Source organism: Mesorhizobium sp. M0408, from assembly GCF_040321495.1.
Lineage (GTDB): Bacteria > Pseudomonadota > Alphaproteobacteria > Rhizobiales > Rhizobiaceae > Mesorhizobium.
Window position 1 is genome coordinate 1 of record NZ_JAMYRO010000030.1, and the last position, 15,028, is coordinate 15,028.

Here is a 15,028-nt window from a genome sequence, read left to right on the forward strand (position 1 = left end):
TGGCGGGGGTGGGGGGTTTTATAACACTCGCCTGTCCAATTTTTTTACCTTATTTTTTGCGGGGGGGGGCAAACGGCCCGGGGGGGGGGGGGGGTGCTGGGACTGCGCCCGCCCCCCGCCAGTCTTAGCTTGCCGGCTGGTCCTCAGGGCGCAACCCGGCTTGCTCACGTTCGAGATAACGCTGGTCGATTTCCGGCAGCGGCTCGCCTTCGAGCGTGGCCTCGAAGGCGCGCAAGCGTTTGTAGATCGAGATCAGTTCCACGACCGTCGGCCAGGCATTGACCAGATACTGAAATGAAGATCGGACCTGCTCAAAGGAGTTGAGAATCTGGTTCAGAGCGCCGAGCTTGATCTTTCCCGCGACCATCGTAGGGACAAGAACAATATATGGAAATATATTGTCGATCTGTAGATAGAATATTCTAGCGACGTTAAAATATAAGTAGTGGAAGTATTTACGAAAATAGATGCTTCTTACACTTCTAAAAAGGTCAGCGACAGTTGGCGGTTGGGCGCGATCTGCATCGTCCTCACCATAGACCAATTCTTTGCGGTAGGCTGCCTCGACACGTTGGGTGCGGAATTCGAGACCCGGCAGTTTGATTCCTACCGCAGCTAAGAAAGTAGTTCCGAAGGCCGACCAAAGGATTGCTACAACGACCAGGGAGTAAGGCACCGTGCCGACAATCGGCAGTTCCGTGACGTTTTCAGAGAGATGCAGCAGCACGGGAAGGAACGCTATCAGTGTCATGATGGACCCGACTAAGCTTACGCCCAGATCCTCCATCGTGCTGGAGAAGCGCATCGTGTCTTCTTGAACACGCTGGGACGCACCTTCGATGCGCCTCAATCTTTCCCAGTTGGTCATGTAGTATTCGTTCATTGCGGTGCGCCAACGAAATATCCAATGACTTACAAAAAACCGGTTGAGGGCGCCAACGGTCACAGCCAGAAGCGCAATCCACATGATTGTCAGCAGTTGGATATAGAAGTCCCACGGCGTCGTAGAGTACGGTGTGCCTAAAGCCTTCTGAATAAGATCGTAGAAAGGGCCATACCAGTCATTGAAGGCGACATTTACCTGCACCTGGTAATAGATCACAAAGAGAATCAGTGAGGTGCCAAGGATCGACCAATTCCGCCATGGATGAGGTCGGTACCAGGCCCAAAAGCCGTAGAAGATGAGGACGACAGCCGCAAAATATATATAGAACCAGAGAAATGGCTTCGACCAAAAGAGCGACACGCCAATGATCTTGTCGACGCCGGCGGCCATCGGGGGCAGTCCAAACACTGCTCCAAGTTGCTCTCCTCCAAAAAACCAAAACAGAACGGCCGCGAGGCTCCAGACGGCGACCGAACTGAAGAACAGCTTCGGCTGCGGAAAAAACGATACGAACACTGTGGCGAAATCCTCGGTCGATGCGCAAATCAGCGGGTTCAGCGGGCATAAAGTCACACATTAGCGGGAAAGAAAATGCCCGTGCCCAACGCCCGGCGCCGAGCAAGACCATAATCATGGCGATTTTGGCGCAGCCGACCAGGCGATCGCACCCGAGGCGAGCAGGACGGCGGCGGCCACGATCGAGGCAAGGAAAAAGTTACCCGAGGCCTGCGCAAGCAGACCGGCGACGATCGGGCCAATGATCTGGCCGAGGCCGAAGGCGGCCGTCATCACCGCCAGCATCCGGCGTGGTGCTTGCGGGGCAAGCTGCCGTCCGGCCTGGAGGCCAAGCGCGGTTATGGCGATGAAGGTGCCGCCGACAAGAAGGCCGCCGAGCAGCGGCCCGGTGCGCCCGCCCATGACGACACTGGCGCTGACGCCGACCACCTCGACCAGGCACCCCAGGGCGTAGGTGGCATAGAGCCCGATTTTAGCCGTAAGCTTCTGCCACAGCCAGACCGATGGGAAACCGGCAAGTCCGGTGACCATCCAGACCACGGCCTCGAAGACGCGGCCGCCGCCGCCCTGGCGGACGATGGCGACCAGGAACGTTGCCGTGACGATGTAGCCGAAGCCGAACAGGCCGTAGGCGACGATGATCTTCACCAGCGACCGGTCTTTCGGCAGTGCCGGCTCGCTCCCGGTGGTGCTGTTCGCGGCCGAGGTGCCGCCGGCCAGCAAGGCGACGACGGCAAAGCCGCAGGCCGAAATCACCGCGGACCACAGCCAGCCCGCCGCCCAGCCGGCATGTTCGGTGACGAGGACTGCCAACAGCGCCGAGGACGCCGCGATGCCGAGGCCGACACCGCCGAAATACAGCGCCTGCAGGTCGTTTCGCCCGGCCGCGGCGAGATGACCGAAAACGATGCTGGTCATGAAGACCAGCACGAAGGCGCTGGCGAGGCCGGCAAGAAAGCGGATGAGGAGAAAGCCGGGCATGGTGCCGCTCAGGCCCATCAGGCCGGCGAGGATCGCGGTGGCGGCAAGGCCGGCCAGCATCAGCTGGCGCTCGCGGCCTTGCGCCCAGCCGCCGGTGGCGGCAAGCGCGCCGACGAGATAGCCGAGATAATTGGCCGATGCGATCCAGCCGGCATCAGCCGGCGACAGGCCGAGCTCTTCCATCATGCCAGGCAGGATCGGCGTATAGACGAAGCGGCCGATTCCCATGGCGACGGCCAGGGCAATCATGCCGGCGATTGCCAGGCGCAAGGGCGAAGCGGCTTTCATCGCGATGCACAATAGGTGCGCCTGCCGGTCAGACAATCCGCCTTTTGTTGGGCCAGAAGGGTTGCGCAGCCGCGTCGGCGGCCGGCTCACCTGAAGTGCCAGCAAGTCCTTGTTCAGCCGCAGCAGGTCCTTGGCGCCGTCTCGAAGCGGGTACGACACGCGGTCAGCCTGAATGGCATGTCGGCGAGTTCGCGCTCCGACATGGTGTCGAGCACCGGATGCGACAGCGGATCGGTCACCCAGCTGGTGGCCTGGCTGTCATCCCGGTGCGGCTGCGCCCCGATCGGGGAAAAGGCGCCAAGCCATGACAAAATCTTCATCGGATTTGCCTCCTCACTCTGAGTAGCCCACTTAGAATCCGCCGTTCCTTAGCGTCTGGCAATTGAGATTTCAGCCGCTCCAGTTTAGAAAAACTGTATGGCTACTCTGAACCGCGTCCATCTCAACGGCTTGCGCGCCGTGGAAACTGTTGCCCGCCTGGGCTCGCTCGCGGCGGCGGCCGGCGAGCTCAACGTCTCGGTCAGCGCCGTCAGCCAGCAGATCAACCGAACAGAAAAGCAGCTCGGCCGGGCGCTATTCGAACGAACGCCAGCTGGCCTGGTGGCGACGGAATTCGGCACCGTCTTTACCGCGCGGCTCAGCGCAGGCTTCCGCGAACTCGCACAGGCGGTGGCGCTTGCCGATGAAAGCTCGGAGTGCACGCTGGTGGTTTCGGTGGCGCCGGCTTTCGCCTCGAAATGGCTGCTGCCGCGGCTGTCGCGGCATTTCGCCCGGCATCCGAACGTGCTTCTGCGCATCGATGCCTCGGTGCGGCTTGCCGATCTCGATCGTTCGGACATCGACGTCGCCATTCGGCTCGGCGACGGCAAATGGCCGGGCGGGCGGGCCGAATTGCTGCTGGCGCAGGAGGTGTTTCCGGTCTGTGCACCGGTGATCGCCAGCAAGCTGAAATCGATCGAGGACCTTGCTTTGACCTGTGCGATCACGGACGAAAGATCGATGATCAGTTGGGAGAGCTGGTTCGAAGCGGCCGGAGTGGAGCCTGTCACCTTCATGAAGGGCGCGCGCTTCACCGATCCGATGCTGTGCCTGGAATCGGCGATTGCCGGCCACGGCGTCATGCTCGGCTGGCAGTTGCTGGCCGCCGACGCGCTGGCCGACGGCCGTCTCGTCGCGCCGTTCGGCATACGCGCCCAGAGCGGCCTCGGCTATTGGCTGGTGACTTCGGCCAGCAAGAACGAAAGCCGTAAGGTCAGGGATTTCAAGATCTGGATCCGCGAAGAGATCGAGGCGACGATGGCGCAGTTCAGGTCGCTCGAGAGCGCCAGCTGAGCCTGCCAGCACATCACGGTGGAAAGGTCGGTAGCGCCGGTCTATGTAAGAAACAGTCCCCAATCACGGCAGGCAGGATCATGACCACACATTCGCGCGGCGTTTCCGCAAGCATCGACCCGGTGAAGCTCGACAGGCTGGCGGAGGTCGCCGTCAAGGTCGGGCTGCAATTGCAGCCGGGGCAGGATCTGGTGCTGACCTCGTCTATTGCCGCGCTGCCTTTGGCGCGGCGGATCGTCGAGCACGCCTACAAGGCAGGCGCGGGCCTGGTGACGCCGATCTTCAACGACGATGAGATCACTCTCGCACGCTTCCGCTACGGCGCCGACGGCGGCTTCGACCGCGCCGCCGGCTGGCTCTATGAAGGCATGGCGAAAGCCTTCGCCAACAATGCGGCGAGACTTGCCGTGCGCGGCGAGGATCCCTCGCTGCTTTCGGCGCAGGACCCGACAAAGGTAGCGCGTGCCAACAAGGCGAATTCGATGGCCTACCAGCCGGCGCTGGAGAAGATCACCGGCTTCGATATCAACTGGAACATCGTCGCTTATCCCGATCAGGCCTGGGCCAAGCAGGTTTTCCCGGACGATGCCGAAGACGTCGCCGTGGCCAAGCTCGCCGACGCCATCTTTGCCGGCTCGCGCGTGGATGTCGAAGACCCGATCGGCAATTGGACGGCGCACAATGCGGCGTTGAAGAGCCGCACCGAATGGCTGAACGGCCACAATTTCCACGCACTGCATTTCACCGGCCCCGGCACCGACCTGACCGTCGGGCTGGCCGACGGCCACGAGTGGATGGGCGGCGCCTCGACCGCCAAGAACGGCATCACCTGCAACCCCAACATCCCGACCGAAGAGGTTTTCACCACGCCGCATGCAAGGCGCGTCGAAGGCCATGTCACCAGCACCAAGCCGCTGTCCTACCAGGGTACCCTGATCGACGGCATTGCGGTGCGTTTCGAGGCGGGCCGCATTGTCGAGGCCAAGGCCACGAAGGGCGAGGATGTGCTGCAAAAGGTGCTCGATACCGACGAAGGCTCGCGCCGTCTCGGCGAGGTGGCGCTGGTGCCGCATTCCTCGCCGATCGCCAAGAGCGGGCTGCTGTTTTTCAACACGCTGTTCGACGAGAACGCCGCCTGCCACATCGCGCTCGGCCAGTGCTATTCGAAGTGCTTCGTCGACGGCGCCTCGCTCGGCCAGGACGAGATCGCGGCGCGCGGCGGCAACAAGAGTTTCATCCACATCGACTGGATGATTGGCTCGGACAAGATCGACATAGACGGCGTCCATAAGGACGGCAGCCGCGTGCCGGTGATGCGCAAGGGCGAGTGGGTTTAGGCCCGGGATCTCTAAACGAAGGCCAGCAAGCAGCGGCGCCTGCTGGCCCATGCGGAGTTGGCAATGGGGCTCGCGGTCAAGCGCATCTATGAGCCGCCGGCGCCCGATGACGGGCAGCGGGTGCTCGTCGACCGCATATGGCCTCGCGGCGTCCGCAAAGAGGACGCGGCGCTGACGGTCTGGCTGAAGGACATCGCGCCGAGCAATGCGTTGCGCAAATGGTTCGGTCATGAGTCGGCGCGCTGGGCGGAATTCCAGCGGCGATACCGCGATGAGCTCGACCGGAACAGCGAGGCGGTGGCGGAACTACGTGCCTTGCTCCGTGAAGGCAAGGTGACGCTGCTCTACGGCGCCCATGACGAGGCGCACAACAATGCGGTGGCACTGGCGAGCTATTTGCGTGAGATCAATTAGTCACACCGGCGGGACAGCGCCACCCTCTGGCCTGCCGGCCATCTCCCCCTCAAGGGGGGAGATTGGCAGCTTCGCCGAAAGCGCCCTTCTTTGGAGACTAGCGAAAGCCGAAGCGACATCCAATCTCCCCACCAGAGGGGGAGCTGTCCGGCAGGACAGAGGGGGGCGCGACGGATCGCGGCGGGTCGGTTCTACTTCCCACTCACCGCCTCTTGATAAACATCAGGCTTGAAGCCAACGAGAACCCTGTCGCCAAGTTCCAGCACCGGACGCTTGATCATCGTCGGTTTGGCCAGCATCAGCGCCTTGGCCTTCTTCTCGTCCAGGCCCAGTCTGTCCTCGTCCGACAGTTCACGGAACGTTGTGCTCGCCTTGTTGAGCAGAATTTCCCAGCCGACCTTGCCTGACCAGCCGTTCAGCCGATCCGCGTCAAGGCCGTCTGCCCTGTAGTCGTGAAAGCGATAGGCAACATCGTGGCTCGCCAGCCAGGAACGCGCCTTCTTGACCGTATCGCAATTGGTGATGCCGTACATGGTGATCGTCAAAACGCGTCCTCGGACCAGTCGAATCTGACGGCACCCTAAAACCGCGCCTCTCGGTTTTCCAGCGGCCTCGCCGGCCGTCTGCGATTTTCGCGCTTGCCAATAGTAAGGAATCTTCCTAACTATTTCCCGAGCTAATTTGAGGCAAGGAAACGACCATGACGGGCCTGCAGACCGAAAGCCCCCCGCCCATTGACGGCATTTTCCGGGCGCTCGCCGATCCGACCCGGCGACGCGTGGTCGAGCGACTGAACCGAAGCCCCGCCTCGGTCAGCGAGCTTGCCCGGCCGTTCGAGATGGCCCTGCCATCCTTCATCGAGCACCTCAGGGTTCTGGAAGGCTGCGGGCTGGTGCATTCGGAAAAGGCCGGCCGCGTCAGGACCTACCGGCTCGCGCCGGAGCCGTTGAAGCTCGCGGAAAACTGGCTGGCCGAGCAGCGTGCGCTGTGGGAGCGCCGTCTCGACCAGTTCGACGATTACGTGCTGAAACTCAAGGAGAAAGACAGATGAATACGGTGCCGTTGTTCCAACCCGATCCGAAGCTCGACCTCGTGCTCGAACGGACGATCGAGGCGCCGCGAAAACTGCTGTGGATGGCCTTGACGGAGCCCGAACATGTCCGCCAATGGTTCACGCCGAAGCCGTGGATCATCACCGATTGCGAGATCGACCTGCGGCCCGGCGGCCTGTTCCGCACCCGCATGCAGTCGCCCGACGGCAAGGAGGTCAACGATAGGCGTTGCTGCTACCTCGAGATCGTCCAGGACGAGCGGCTGGTGTGGACCGATGCGCTGCTGCCCGGCTACCGGCCGTCAGGCGACCCATTCATCACAGCCGTCATAGCGCTGCAATCGCATGGCGAGACGACGCGCTACACCGCCACCGCCATCCACCGCGACGAAGCCACGCGCAACAGCCACGAGGAGATGGGCTTCTACGACGGCTGGGGCACGGTGGCGGATCAGTTGGCCGGCTATCTCAAGACGATCTGAGGCGACCCTGCTTCGCACTCACATTGCGGCCACGGAGCCGTCGTGGCCGTTCAACCGAACGCCGGTGCCGAGGCACCAACGCTCGCAACAAATTTCGACGGTTGGCGTAATGCCAATGTTGAACGCTCAGGCGCCGTAGCCGATGATGCCCTTGATCTCGAGGAAGTCGTGGATGGCCCAGTCGGCGTATTCGCGGCCGTTGCCGGACTGCTTGTAGCCGCCGAAGGGCGCGAACGTGTCCCATTCCGGATAGTTGATCGAGACCTGGCCGGCACGCAGGCGGCTGGCAATCTTGCGGGCGTGGTCGATATCCCCGGACTGCACATAGGCAGCCAGGCCATAGACGGTGTCGTTGGCGATCTTCACCGCATCATCATCGTCATCGTAGGAGATGACCGACAGGACCGGCCCGAAAATCTCCTCCTTCTCGATGGTCATGCCAGGCCTGACGTGGCCGAAAACGGTCGGTCGCACATAATAGCCACGGTTGAGGTGTTCCGGCCGGCCGGGGCCGCCGGTGACCAGCGTCGCACCCTCGGCGATACCTGCCTCGATCAACCGCTGGATCTTGTCGAACTGGACGATGCTGACCACCGGCCCGAGCTTGGTCTCCTCCGAGCGCGGGTCGCCAACCTTGTGCCGTTCGGCGGCCTTCCTGGCGATCGTCAGCGCCTCGTCGTGACGGGCGGCCGGCACCAGCATGCGGGTCGGCGCATCGCAAGACTGGCCGCTATTGCCGAAGCAGGCGTTGACACCCTTGCGCACCGCCGTCTCGAAGTCAGCGTCGGGCAGCACGATGTTGGCCGATTTGCCGCCGAGCTCCTGCGCGACGCGCTTTACCGTCTCGGCCGCCGTCTTGGCGACGATGATGCCGGCCCGGGTCGATCCGGTGAACGAGACCATGTCGACATCGGGATGGCCAGCCATGACCTGGCCGACATCCGGACCAGTGCCATTCACCATATTGTAGACGCCCTTCGGCGTGCCGGCGGCGTCCATCACCTCGGAAAAGATGATGCCGCTGATCGGCGCGATTTCGGAAGGCTTTAAAATGACGGTGCAGCCGGCGGCGATGGCCGGCGCCACCTTGCAGACTATCTGGTTGAGCGGCCAGTTCCACGGTGTAATCAGCGCGCAGACGCCGATCGGCTCCTTGACCACCATGGTGGTGCCGCGCTTCTCGCTGAATTCGTAATCCTCCAGCGCCTTGATAGTGGCTTCCATATGCGCCCTGCCCGCCCAGGCCTGCGCCTCGCGCGCCCACCTGATCGGCGCGCCCATTTCCTGGCTGACCGCCTGGGCGATGTCCTCGTAGCGCTCATTGTAGACTTCGAGGATACGCTTCAGCAGCTTCAGGCGCTCGGCCTTGGTCGTTTGCGAAAAGGCCGGGAATGCCGCCTTGGCTGCAGCCACGGCCTTGTCGACATCGGCTTTCGAGCCGACCGAGATTTTGGTGTAGGCCTCTTCAGTGGACGGATCGATCACATCCAGCGTTGCCGGAACCACGGGGCCGACCCATTTGCCGCCGATGAAAAAATTGAGATGATTGCTCATGGGCCGTGCTCCGGTTTTCTGGAAATGAGTGAGACTAGCTAGGCAGCATAGGGCAGTTGGCACCACGGCGCAGGCTGATATGCGCCACGTCGCCGACGCTGAATTGAAAACCCTCTGTCCGGCGCGGCGCGTCGATCACCACCTGTGTCCCCTGCCCCAACTCTGCATGAAGGCGCAAGGTGCGGCCGTGAAAGACGATGCTGTTCACCCGCACCGGTGCAGTACCGGCCGCCGCCTCGGTCGTGGCCAAAAGGTCCTCCGGACGCACGCCGATGGTGCGCACCGTGCCCTCGCCAGGCAGTTCGCCCGTCTCCGAAACCGCTTCCAGCGGCAGGGCGCCGGCGGCGAACCGTAAGCGCTCGCCATCGCGGCCGACAAAGCGCGACTGCAGAAGGTTCATCGTGCCGATGAAGCTGGCGACGAATTTAGTGGCGGGCCGGTCGTAAAGGGTCGCCGGCGGCGCAATCTGCTCTATGCGGCCCTTGTTCATGACGACGATGCGGTCTGAGATCGACAGCGCCTCGGTCTGGTCGTGCGTGACCATGACGAAAGTGGTGCCAAGCCGCGACTGCAGCCGCTTCAGTTCGACCTGCATCTGCTCGCGCAGATGCGCGTCGAGCGCTGACAGCGGCTCGTCGAGCAGCAGCACACGCGGCTCGCAGACGATCGCGCGGGCAAGCGCGACGCGCTGGCGCTGGCCACCCGACAATTCGGACACGCGGGCGCCGAGCTTCTCGGCAAGGCCGACCATGTCGAGCGCTGCGCCGACGCGCTTTGCCTGTTCGGCACCGGAGAGCTTGCGCAGCGACAGGCCGAAGCCGACATTTTCGGCAACGTTCATGTGTGGGAACAGCGCGTAGTCCTGGAACACGGTATTGACGGGACGGCCGAAGGGCCTGAGCGCTGTGATGTCGCGGCCTTCGAGCAGGACCCTGCCGTTCGACGGGCTCTCGAAGCCGGCGATGACCCGCAGGCTGGTGGTCTTGCCGCAGCCTGACGGTCCGAGCAGAGTCAGGAACTCGCCGCGCGAAATATCGAGATCGACGGCGTCGAGCCCGATGATGCCGCCGGGGAATATCTTGGAGACCTTGTCCAGCCGGACGAGAGGATCAGGCGCCATCGCGAACCTCGGACGGCTTGGTGGTGTTGACCCACAGGATCTGGCAGCGCTCGCTGCCCGGATTGCGGAAGGCGTGCAGCAAGGTGCTCTTGAAGGCGAAGCTGTCTCCGGCCTTCAGCCCGTATCTGGTCGAATCGACCACCAGCTCGACCTCGCCCGACAGGACGAAGCCGAATTCATGGCCGGCATGGGCGTAAGCTTCGGCGGTGCCGCCACCGGCCTCAACGGTCACCAGCATGCCGGTTAGCGTGGCGGCCGGCGGCGACAGCAGTGCCTTGGCGATGCCTTCCGATTTTACCGGGATCTGCCGCCGGCTGTTGGCGCGCACGCAATAGAGGTCGTTGCCGACATCATTGCCGTCGGCGATCAGCGCCGACGGCTCGATGTCGAGTGCGGCGGCGAGCGGCCAAATCACGCGGACCCGCAATGACGACATGCCGCGCTCGATCTGGCTGAGCGCTCCGATCGAGACACCGGCTTTGGCGGCAAGTTCGGCCAGCGAGAGATTGCGCTCCAGCCTGAGCGCCCGCACGCGCCGGCCGACCCTGACGTCGGCGTCGTCTTTCGGCTTCTCAGCCGCTTCGTCCAGCATGTCCATTCGTTCGTCCTTGTTTGGTAAGGTTTTCCCTTCTCCCCTTGTGGGAGAAGGTGGATCGGCGCGAAGCGCCGAGACGGATGAGGGGTGTTGGTCGGAGTGCTGTCGGTGCCATCTGGAACACCCCTCATCCGTCGCCTTCGGCGACACCTTCTCCCACAAGGGGAGAAGGAAGAGCGAACTCAGCCGCCTGCCTTGACCTTCTCGAACATCTTGGCGAGTTCGTCATTCTGTTTCATCGGCCCGGTGAAGATGGTGGTCTTCAGCATCACCTCGGGATCGGAAGGCAGCTGCAGTTTCTCCAACTCCTCCTTCGGCACGGCGGCGAAAGCCGAGCTGGTCGAGCTGCCATAGCCGTAGGCCTGGATCAGATACTTTCCGGAATCCGTCTCCAGCCGGCTGTTGATGAAGTCATAAGCAAGATCGACGTTCTTGGCGTCCTTGAGCATGACGAAGCCGCAAGCCCAGGTCAGCATGCCTTCCTTCGGCTTCATGAACTCTACAGGCACGCCCTGCTTCTTCAGCGAGGTGGCCGAGGCGTTCCAGGTCATGGCCGCGACCAGCTGGCCGCTCGCCAGTGCCTGTTCGACCGAGGTCATGTCGGTGGTGTAGTTCGAGAGCAGCGGGCGCTGCTCGCGCAGTTTCTCCGCCACCTTGTCCATCTGTTCCGCCGTCATGTCGAATGGATTGACGCCGGCCAGAAGGGCCGCCACCACCGGTGTGTCGTGGACGGCATCGATGGTCGCCATGCGCCCGGCATATTGCTTGTCCCAGAGCAGGTTCCAGCTGGCTTCCGGGTTCTTCACCAGATCGGTGCGGTAGAGGATCGAGGTATTGCCCCAGTCCCACGGCACCATCCAGACCTTGCCGTCGCCGGCCTGCAAGTCGGGCAGGTTCTTGAAGACCGGGAAGATTGAATCCCAGTTCTTGATGCGCTTGGTGTCGATCGGCTGCAGCAGGCCTTCCTTGTTCCAGCGCGCCACCTTGTCATAGCAAGGGTGCGCGACATCGGGGCGGAAGCCGGCCTTGACCTTGGTGAAGGCGTCATCGTCGTCGCCGAACATCGCGGCTTCGACGCCATCAGGGTGCGCGGCGAGGAAGCTCTTGTTGAAGTCGGGCAGCTCGTAACCCGACCAGGTGAAATATTGCAGCTTGTCGCCGGCAAAGGCGACAGTCGATGCAAGCGCCAGCGCCAAGGCGGCCAGTCCGGTTTTCGCTGTCTTTGTCGTTATCGATTTCAAGTCGAATGCCATTGCAGTTCTCCTCTTTCGGTTTCTTCTGGTTTTGACAGGCTGGCGGGCGCTGGCCGCCGGGTGGCGGCAAGCCCGCGATGGCGCAGGATTTCGGCGAGTGCGGCGATGACGAACGACACGGCCAGGATCGCCGTGCCGAGCGCCATGACGGTCGGCAGCGATTTCGGGAAGCGCAGCTGGCTCCAGATATAAAGCGGCAGCGTCGGCTCGGTGCCGGCAAGGAAGAAGGCGACGATGAACTCGTCGAACGAGGTCAGGAAGGCCAGCATGAACGCCGAAATAATGGCTGGCAGGCTGAGCGGCAGCATCACCCGTCTGAAGGTCGTCCAGTCCGAGGCGCCGAGGTCGAGCGCTGCCTCGCGGATGGTCTTCGGGATGGCGGCGAAGCGGCTGCGCATGACCACCACCGTCGTCGGCAGCGCCACCAATACATGGCCGAGCACAATGGCAATGCGCGACGGCCCGAAACCGGCGAGATTGACCAGGATCAACAGCGAGATGCCGACGATGACGCCGGGGATCAGGATCGGCAGCCGCGCAATGGCACTGATCGTGGCGGCCAGCGGCGAGCGGCCGTAGAGGTCCATATAGGACACGGTGATGCCGCAGAGTGTTGCGCCGGTGGCGGCAATGGCGCCGATGACGAGGCTGGTGGCAAGCGCACCGGACAGCGCCGAATTGCCGACCAGCGTGCCGTACCATTCCAGCGTGAAGCCTTGCAGCGGAAACGCCGCCTGGATCGAATTGTTGAATGAAAACAGTGGGATCAGCAGTATCGGCAGATACAGGAACACCAGATAGGCAAGGACGTAGGCTCCGAGCCAGCCGCCGCCTTGCTTTGCGTCCAGGCGCGCCGTGTTCATGTGCGGCTGCCGTATCGCCGGTCGGCGAAGCGCACCACCAGCACCACGGCGAGAATGACCAGCATGACGGCGACGGCGAGTGCGGCGCCGAACGGCCAGTCATTGGCCTTGCCGAACTCGGCCTGGATCAGTGTGCCGATCATTGTACTGGCAGGGCCGCCGACCAGCGCCGGCGTCACATAATCGCCGACGGTCGGCACGAAGACGACGAGAGCAGCCGCCAGCACGCCCGGCATCGAATTGGGCAGCACGATGCGACGGAAGCTGGTGAACGGTTTTGCGCCGAGATCGGAAGCAGCTTCGAGCAGCGATTTCGGGATCGTGTCCAGCGCCACATAGATGGGCAGGATGGCGAACGGCGAATAAGCGTGGGCAAGCGTGACGACGACCGCTGCCGGCGTATTCAGGAAGGCCAATGTCGGCTCCGACCAGATGCCGCTTTCGATCAGCGCCGAGTTCAGCACGCCATTATAGGCAAGCACGATCTTCCAGGCGAAGACGCGCAGCAGATAGCTGGTCCAGAACGGCAGGGTCAGCAGGAACAGCAGCAGCCCACGCCGCCGCCCGGCATGGAAAGCCAGATAGTAGGCAACGGGATAGGCGGTGACGACGGTTGCCAGCGTCACCAGGCCGGCGATGCCCAGCGAGCGCAGCGTCACCGTCCAGTACAGCGGATCGGTGGCCACAGTGACGAAATTCGCAAGGGTGAAACCAGCCCCCAGCAGCGAGCCGTCATTGCCGCGAAAGGCGAGAAAGAACACCAGGCCAAGGGCGAAAAGGATCAGCAAGAAGGTGACCAGCCCGCCGGGCAGCAGCATGGCGAAGCGGAAGGCCGGCGAAGACCGGGTTTCCGGCAGCGACTGCGTTACGACGATGGTCGACATCGGCTGTCCATCGAAATTTGAAATCGATTAAGCTTTTTTCATATTTGTGAAACTGTCAAGCTGTTTCATGCTTGGGCATGAACGTCAGCGTTCGAAGGCGTCCAGCATCCGGTACCAGCCGATGGTCGCGGCAACGCCGATCTGCCGAAAGGCGTGAAACGGGATCGGCCGGATCGGCGATATCGGGAACGGCAATTGCCTAGTATCGCCGCTCGACAGGTAGGAGGCGATGCGCTCGCCAAGCGCGGTCATCAGGCCGATGCCGCGGCCCTGGCAACCGACGACCGCCAGCAGACCCTTCTCTGGCTCGTGGATATGCGGGAGATGGTCCGGCGTCATTGCCACCCGGCCGAACCACCGCTTTTCAATGGCAATGTCTGACAGCGCCGGGTAGAGCCGCAGCAGCGCGCGTTCCAGATGCGCCCAGTCGGCCGGGCCGTTCGGCAAGGCCATGCGGCCGCGTCCGCCGAACACCAGCCGGCCATCGGCACTCTTGCGGTAATAGACGAGGATGCGGCGCGAATCCGACACTGCCTGCCCTTCCGGCAGGATCGCCGCCGCGAGATTGGACGATAGCGGTGCTGTCGCGATCTGGAAGGAATGCAGCGGGACGATCGTCTCGGCGAGGCCGGGAAGCAGGCCGCCGGTATAGGCGTTGGTCGCCAGGACGATCGCCTTGGTCTTGAGTTCGGCGCCGCTTTCCGTAGAAACGTGCCAAATGCCGGCATTCTTGCTGATCTGCATCACGTTCTGGCGCTCGGCGATCTTTACGCCCGCCGCTGCAGCGACGCGCGCCAGTTCCGACGTGTAGGCGAGCGGATCGATGACACCGGCGCGGCGATCGAGCCAGCCGCCGAGATAGCCTTGCGCGCCGGTCATCGTCGCGATCTCCGTCCGGCTCAGCAGCCGGACATCGGCGCCGCGGGCGCGCCACTGCCGATCCCGGTTCGCCGCCGCTTTCAGCGCGGTCTCGGTATGCGCGGCCTGGATCCAGCCATTGCGGACGAACGGCACCGCCAGTCTTTCGTCGCGAATCAATTCGAAGACGGTGTCAGCGGTCGAGGCGGCAAAGTTGACGAGCGCTTCGCCGCGTTCGAGACCAAAATGCTCCAGCAGCCAGTCCGGATCGTATTTCAGGCCGGGAATGACCTGACCGCCGTTCAGGCCGGATGCGCCATTGCCAATTTCGCCGGCCTCCAGCACCTGGACGGCAAGGCCGAGCCGGGCAGCGTGCAAGGCCGTTGACAGACCCAGAATGCCGCCGCCGACGATAACGACATCGACGCATTGGCCGGCGGGAAAAAGCGACTGGAACGCGGTGGCTGTCCGCGGCCTCTGCCAGATTGGATCGGAAAACCGTAAGAGCAAGCGTCACCTGGAGATTTCAGTAGGTGAAAACCCTAGCGACGGTTTCATTATTTTGAAAGAGCGTTTTCCGTCGCCATTGGCGCACGTCAGGCTCGATCAAGGTC

General features: G+C 62.8%; 16 protein-coding genes. 5 read left to right on the top strand and 11 right to left on the bottom strand.

The annotated features are described in order from the left end of the window. Positions 1-124: 124 nt before the first annotated feature. From sbmA to NKI67_RS27135, 3 genes are all read right to left on the bottom strand, one after another. Positions 125-1,402 carry a peptide antibiotic transporter SbmA gene (gene sbmA / locus NKI67_RS27125; protein ID WP_031211034.1) on the bottom strand — a complete coding sequence of 426 codons (1,278 nt, stop codon included), beginning with the start codon at positions 1,400-1,402 and terminating at the stop codon, positions 125-127. A 114-nt stretch (positions 1,403-1,516) separates the two neighbouring features. Further along, positions 1,517-2,632 (bottom strand): YbfB/YjiJ family MFS transporter, encoded by a 1,116-nt coding sequence (locus NKI67_RS27130; protein WP_036237967.1) that lies wholly within the window; start codon positions 2,630-2,632, stop codon positions 1,517-1,519. 152 nt (positions 2,633-2,784) lie between these two features. Further along, the gene (locus NKI67_RS27135; RefSeq protein ID WP_023674059.1) at positions 2,785-2,991 is read right to left on the bottom strand and encodes a hypothetical protein; all 207 of its coding nucleotides are present in this window, start codon (positions 2,989-2,991) and stop codon (positions 2,785-2,787) included. 97 nt (positions 2,992-3,088) lie between these two features. On the opposite strand from NKI67_RS27135, the gene NKI67_RS27140 reads away from it, so the two are divergent. The 3 genes from NKI67_RS27140 (at position 3,089) to NKI67_RS27150 (ending at position 5,754) form a co-directional block, all read left to right on the top strand. After that, entirely contained in the window at positions 3,089-4,003 is a 915-nt protein-coding gene (locus NKI67_RS27140; protein WP_023674058.1) for a LysR substrate-binding domain-containing protein, read from the top strand. Between the two features lie 80 nt (positions 4,004-4,083). Further along, positions 4,084-5,340, top strand: a complete 1,257-nt coding sequence (locus NKI67_RS27145) for an aminopeptidase (protein WP_023674057.1) — start codon at positions 4,084-4,086, stop codon at positions 5,338-5,340. A gap of 57 nt (positions 5,341-5,397) precedes the next feature. Next, positions 5,398-5,754 carry a DUF488 domain-containing protein gene (locus NKI67_RS27150; protein WP_031211033.1) on the top strand — a complete coding sequence of 119 codons (357 nt, stop codon included), beginning with the start codon at positions 5,398-5,400 and terminating at the stop codon, positions 5,752-5,754. Positions 5,755-5,945: 191 nt separating this feature from the next. Here the strand turns inward: NKI67_RS27150 and NKI67_RS27155 are convergent, their stop codons facing one another. Then, positions 5,946-6,299 (bottom strand): ArsC family reductase, encoded by a 354-nt coding sequence (locus NKI67_RS27155; RefSeq protein ID WP_031211032.1) that lies wholly within the window; start codon positions 6,297-6,299, stop codon positions 5,946-5,948. A 155-nt stretch (positions 6,300-6,454) separates the two neighbouring features. Here NKI67_RS27155 and NKI67_RS27160 point away from each other — a divergent pair, with 155 nt between their 5' ends. Both NKI67_RS27160 and NKI67_RS27165 read left to right on the top strand, forming a co-directional pair. Then, positions 6,455-6,805 (top strand): ArsR/SmtB family transcription factor, encoded by a 351-nt coding sequence (locus tag NKI67_RS27160; protein WP_023674054.1) that lies wholly within the window; start codon positions 6,455-6,457, stop codon positions 6,803-6,805. Beyond that, complete coding sequence (locus NKI67_RS27165; protein ID WP_023674053.1) at positions 6,802-7,287, top strand: SRPBCC family protein; 486 nt, start codon at positions 6,802-6,804, stop codon at positions 7,285-7,287. The genes NKI67_RS27160 and NKI67_RS27165 overlap by 4 nt, the downstream gene beginning before the upstream one ends. A 126-nt stretch (positions 7,288-7,413) precedes the next feature. Here the strand turns inward: NKI67_RS27165 and NKI67_RS27170 are convergent, their stop codons facing one another. From NKI67_RS27170 to NKI67_RS27200, 7 genes are all read right to left on the bottom strand, one after another. Further along, complete coding sequence (locus tag NKI67_RS27170; protein ID WP_023674052.1) at positions 7,414-8,841, bottom strand: aldehyde dehydrogenase family protein; 1,428 nt, start codon at positions 8,839-8,841, stop codon at positions 7,414-7,416. A 34-nt stretch (positions 8,842-8,875) separates the two neighbouring features. Continuing rightward, positions 8,876-9,961 (bottom strand): ABC transporter ATP-binding protein, encoded by a 1,086-nt coding sequence (locus NKI67_RS27175; RefSeq protein WP_023674051.1) that lies wholly within the window; start codon positions 9,959-9,961, stop codon positions 8,876-8,878. After that, the gene (locus tag NKI67_RS27180; protein WP_023674050.1) at positions 9,951-10,559 is read right to left on the bottom strand and encodes a cupin domain-containing protein; all 609 of its coding nucleotides are present in this window, start codon (positions 10,557-10,559) and stop codon (positions 9,951-9,953) included. Before NKI67_RS27180 ends, NKI67_RS27175 begins: the two co-directional genes overlap by 11 nt. Positions 10,560-10,738: 179 nt before the next feature. Then, entirely contained in the window at positions 10,739-11,809 is a 1,071-nt protein-coding gene (locus NKI67_RS27185; RefSeq protein ID WP_031211030.1) for an ABC transporter substrate-binding protein, read from the bottom strand. Continuing rightward, complete coding sequence (locus tag NKI67_RS27190) at positions 11,794-12,672, bottom strand: ABC transporter permease (RefSeq protein ID WP_023674048.1); 879 nt, start codon at positions 12,670-12,672, stop codon at positions 11,794-11,796. Before NKI67_RS27190 ends, NKI67_RS27185 begins: the two co-directional genes overlap by 16 nt. Next, a complete protein-coding gene (locus tag NKI67_RS27195) occupies positions 12,669-13,556 on the bottom strand; it encodes an ABC transporter permease (RefSeq protein WP_023674047.1) in 888 nt (295 codons plus the stop codon). Before NKI67_RS27195 ends, NKI67_RS27190 begins: the two co-directional genes overlap by 4 nt. 84 nt (positions 13,557-13,640) lie before the next feature. Beyond that, positions 13,641-14,924 carry an NAD(P)/FAD-dependent oxidoreductase gene (locus NKI67_RS27200; RefSeq protein ID WP_352647848.1) on the bottom strand — a complete coding sequence of 428 codons (1,284 nt, stop codon included), beginning with the start codon at positions 14,922-14,924 and terminating at the stop codon, positions 13,641-13,643. Positions 14,925-15,028: the final 104 nt, after the last annotated feature.

Bases quoted from the DNA above. Each gene is read 5' to 3' on its own strand.
- NKI67_RS27165 (WP_023674053.1), top strand. From the start codon at position 6,802: ATGAATACGGTGCCGTTGTTCCAACCCGATCCGAAGCTCGACCTCGTG.
- NKI67_RS27170 (WP_023674052.1), bottom strand. From the start codon at position 8,841: ATGAGCAATCATCTCAATTTTTTCATCGGCGGCAAATGGGTCGGCCCC.
- NKI67_RS27145 (WP_023674057.1), top strand. From the start codon at position 4,084: ATGACCACACATTCGCGCGGCGTTTCCGCAAGCATCGACCCGGTGAAG.
- NKI67_RS27160 (WP_023674054.1), top strand. From the start codon at position 6,455: ATGACGGGCCTGCAGACCGAAAGCCCCCCGCCCATTGACGGCATTTTC.
- NKI67_RS27195 (WP_023674047.1), bottom strand. From the start codon at position 13,556: ATGTCGACCATCGTCGTAACGCAGTCGCTGCCGGAAACCCGGTCTTCG.
- NKI67_RS27180 (WP_023674050.1), bottom strand. From the start codon at position 10,559: ATGGACATGCTGGACGAAGCGGCTGAGAAGCCGAAAGACGACGCCGAC.
- NKI67_RS27175 (WP_023674051.1), bottom strand. From the start codon at position 9,961: ATGGCGCCTGATCCTCTCGTCCGGCTGGACAAGGTCTCCAAGATATTC.
- NKI67_RS27140 (WP_023674058.1), top strand. From the start codon at position 3,089: ATGGCTACTCTGAACCGCGTCCATCTCAACGGCTTGCGCGCCGTGGAA.
- NKI67_RS27185 (WP_031211030.1), bottom strand. From the start codon at position 11,809: ATGGCATTCGACTTGAAATCGATAACGACAAAGACAGCGAAAACCGGA.
- NKI67_RS27130 (WP_036237967.1), bottom strand. From the start codon at position 2,632: ATGATTGCCCTGGCCGTCGCCATGGGAATCGGCCGCTTCGTCTATACG.
- NKI67_RS27190 (WP_023674048.1), bottom strand. From the start codon at position 12,672: ATGAACACGGCGCGCCTGGACGCAAAGCAAGGCGGCGGCTGGCTCGGA.
- NKI67_RS27135 (WP_023674059.1), bottom strand. From the start codon at position 2,991: ATGAAGATTTTGTCATGGCTTGGCGCCTTTTCCCCGATCGGGGCGCAG.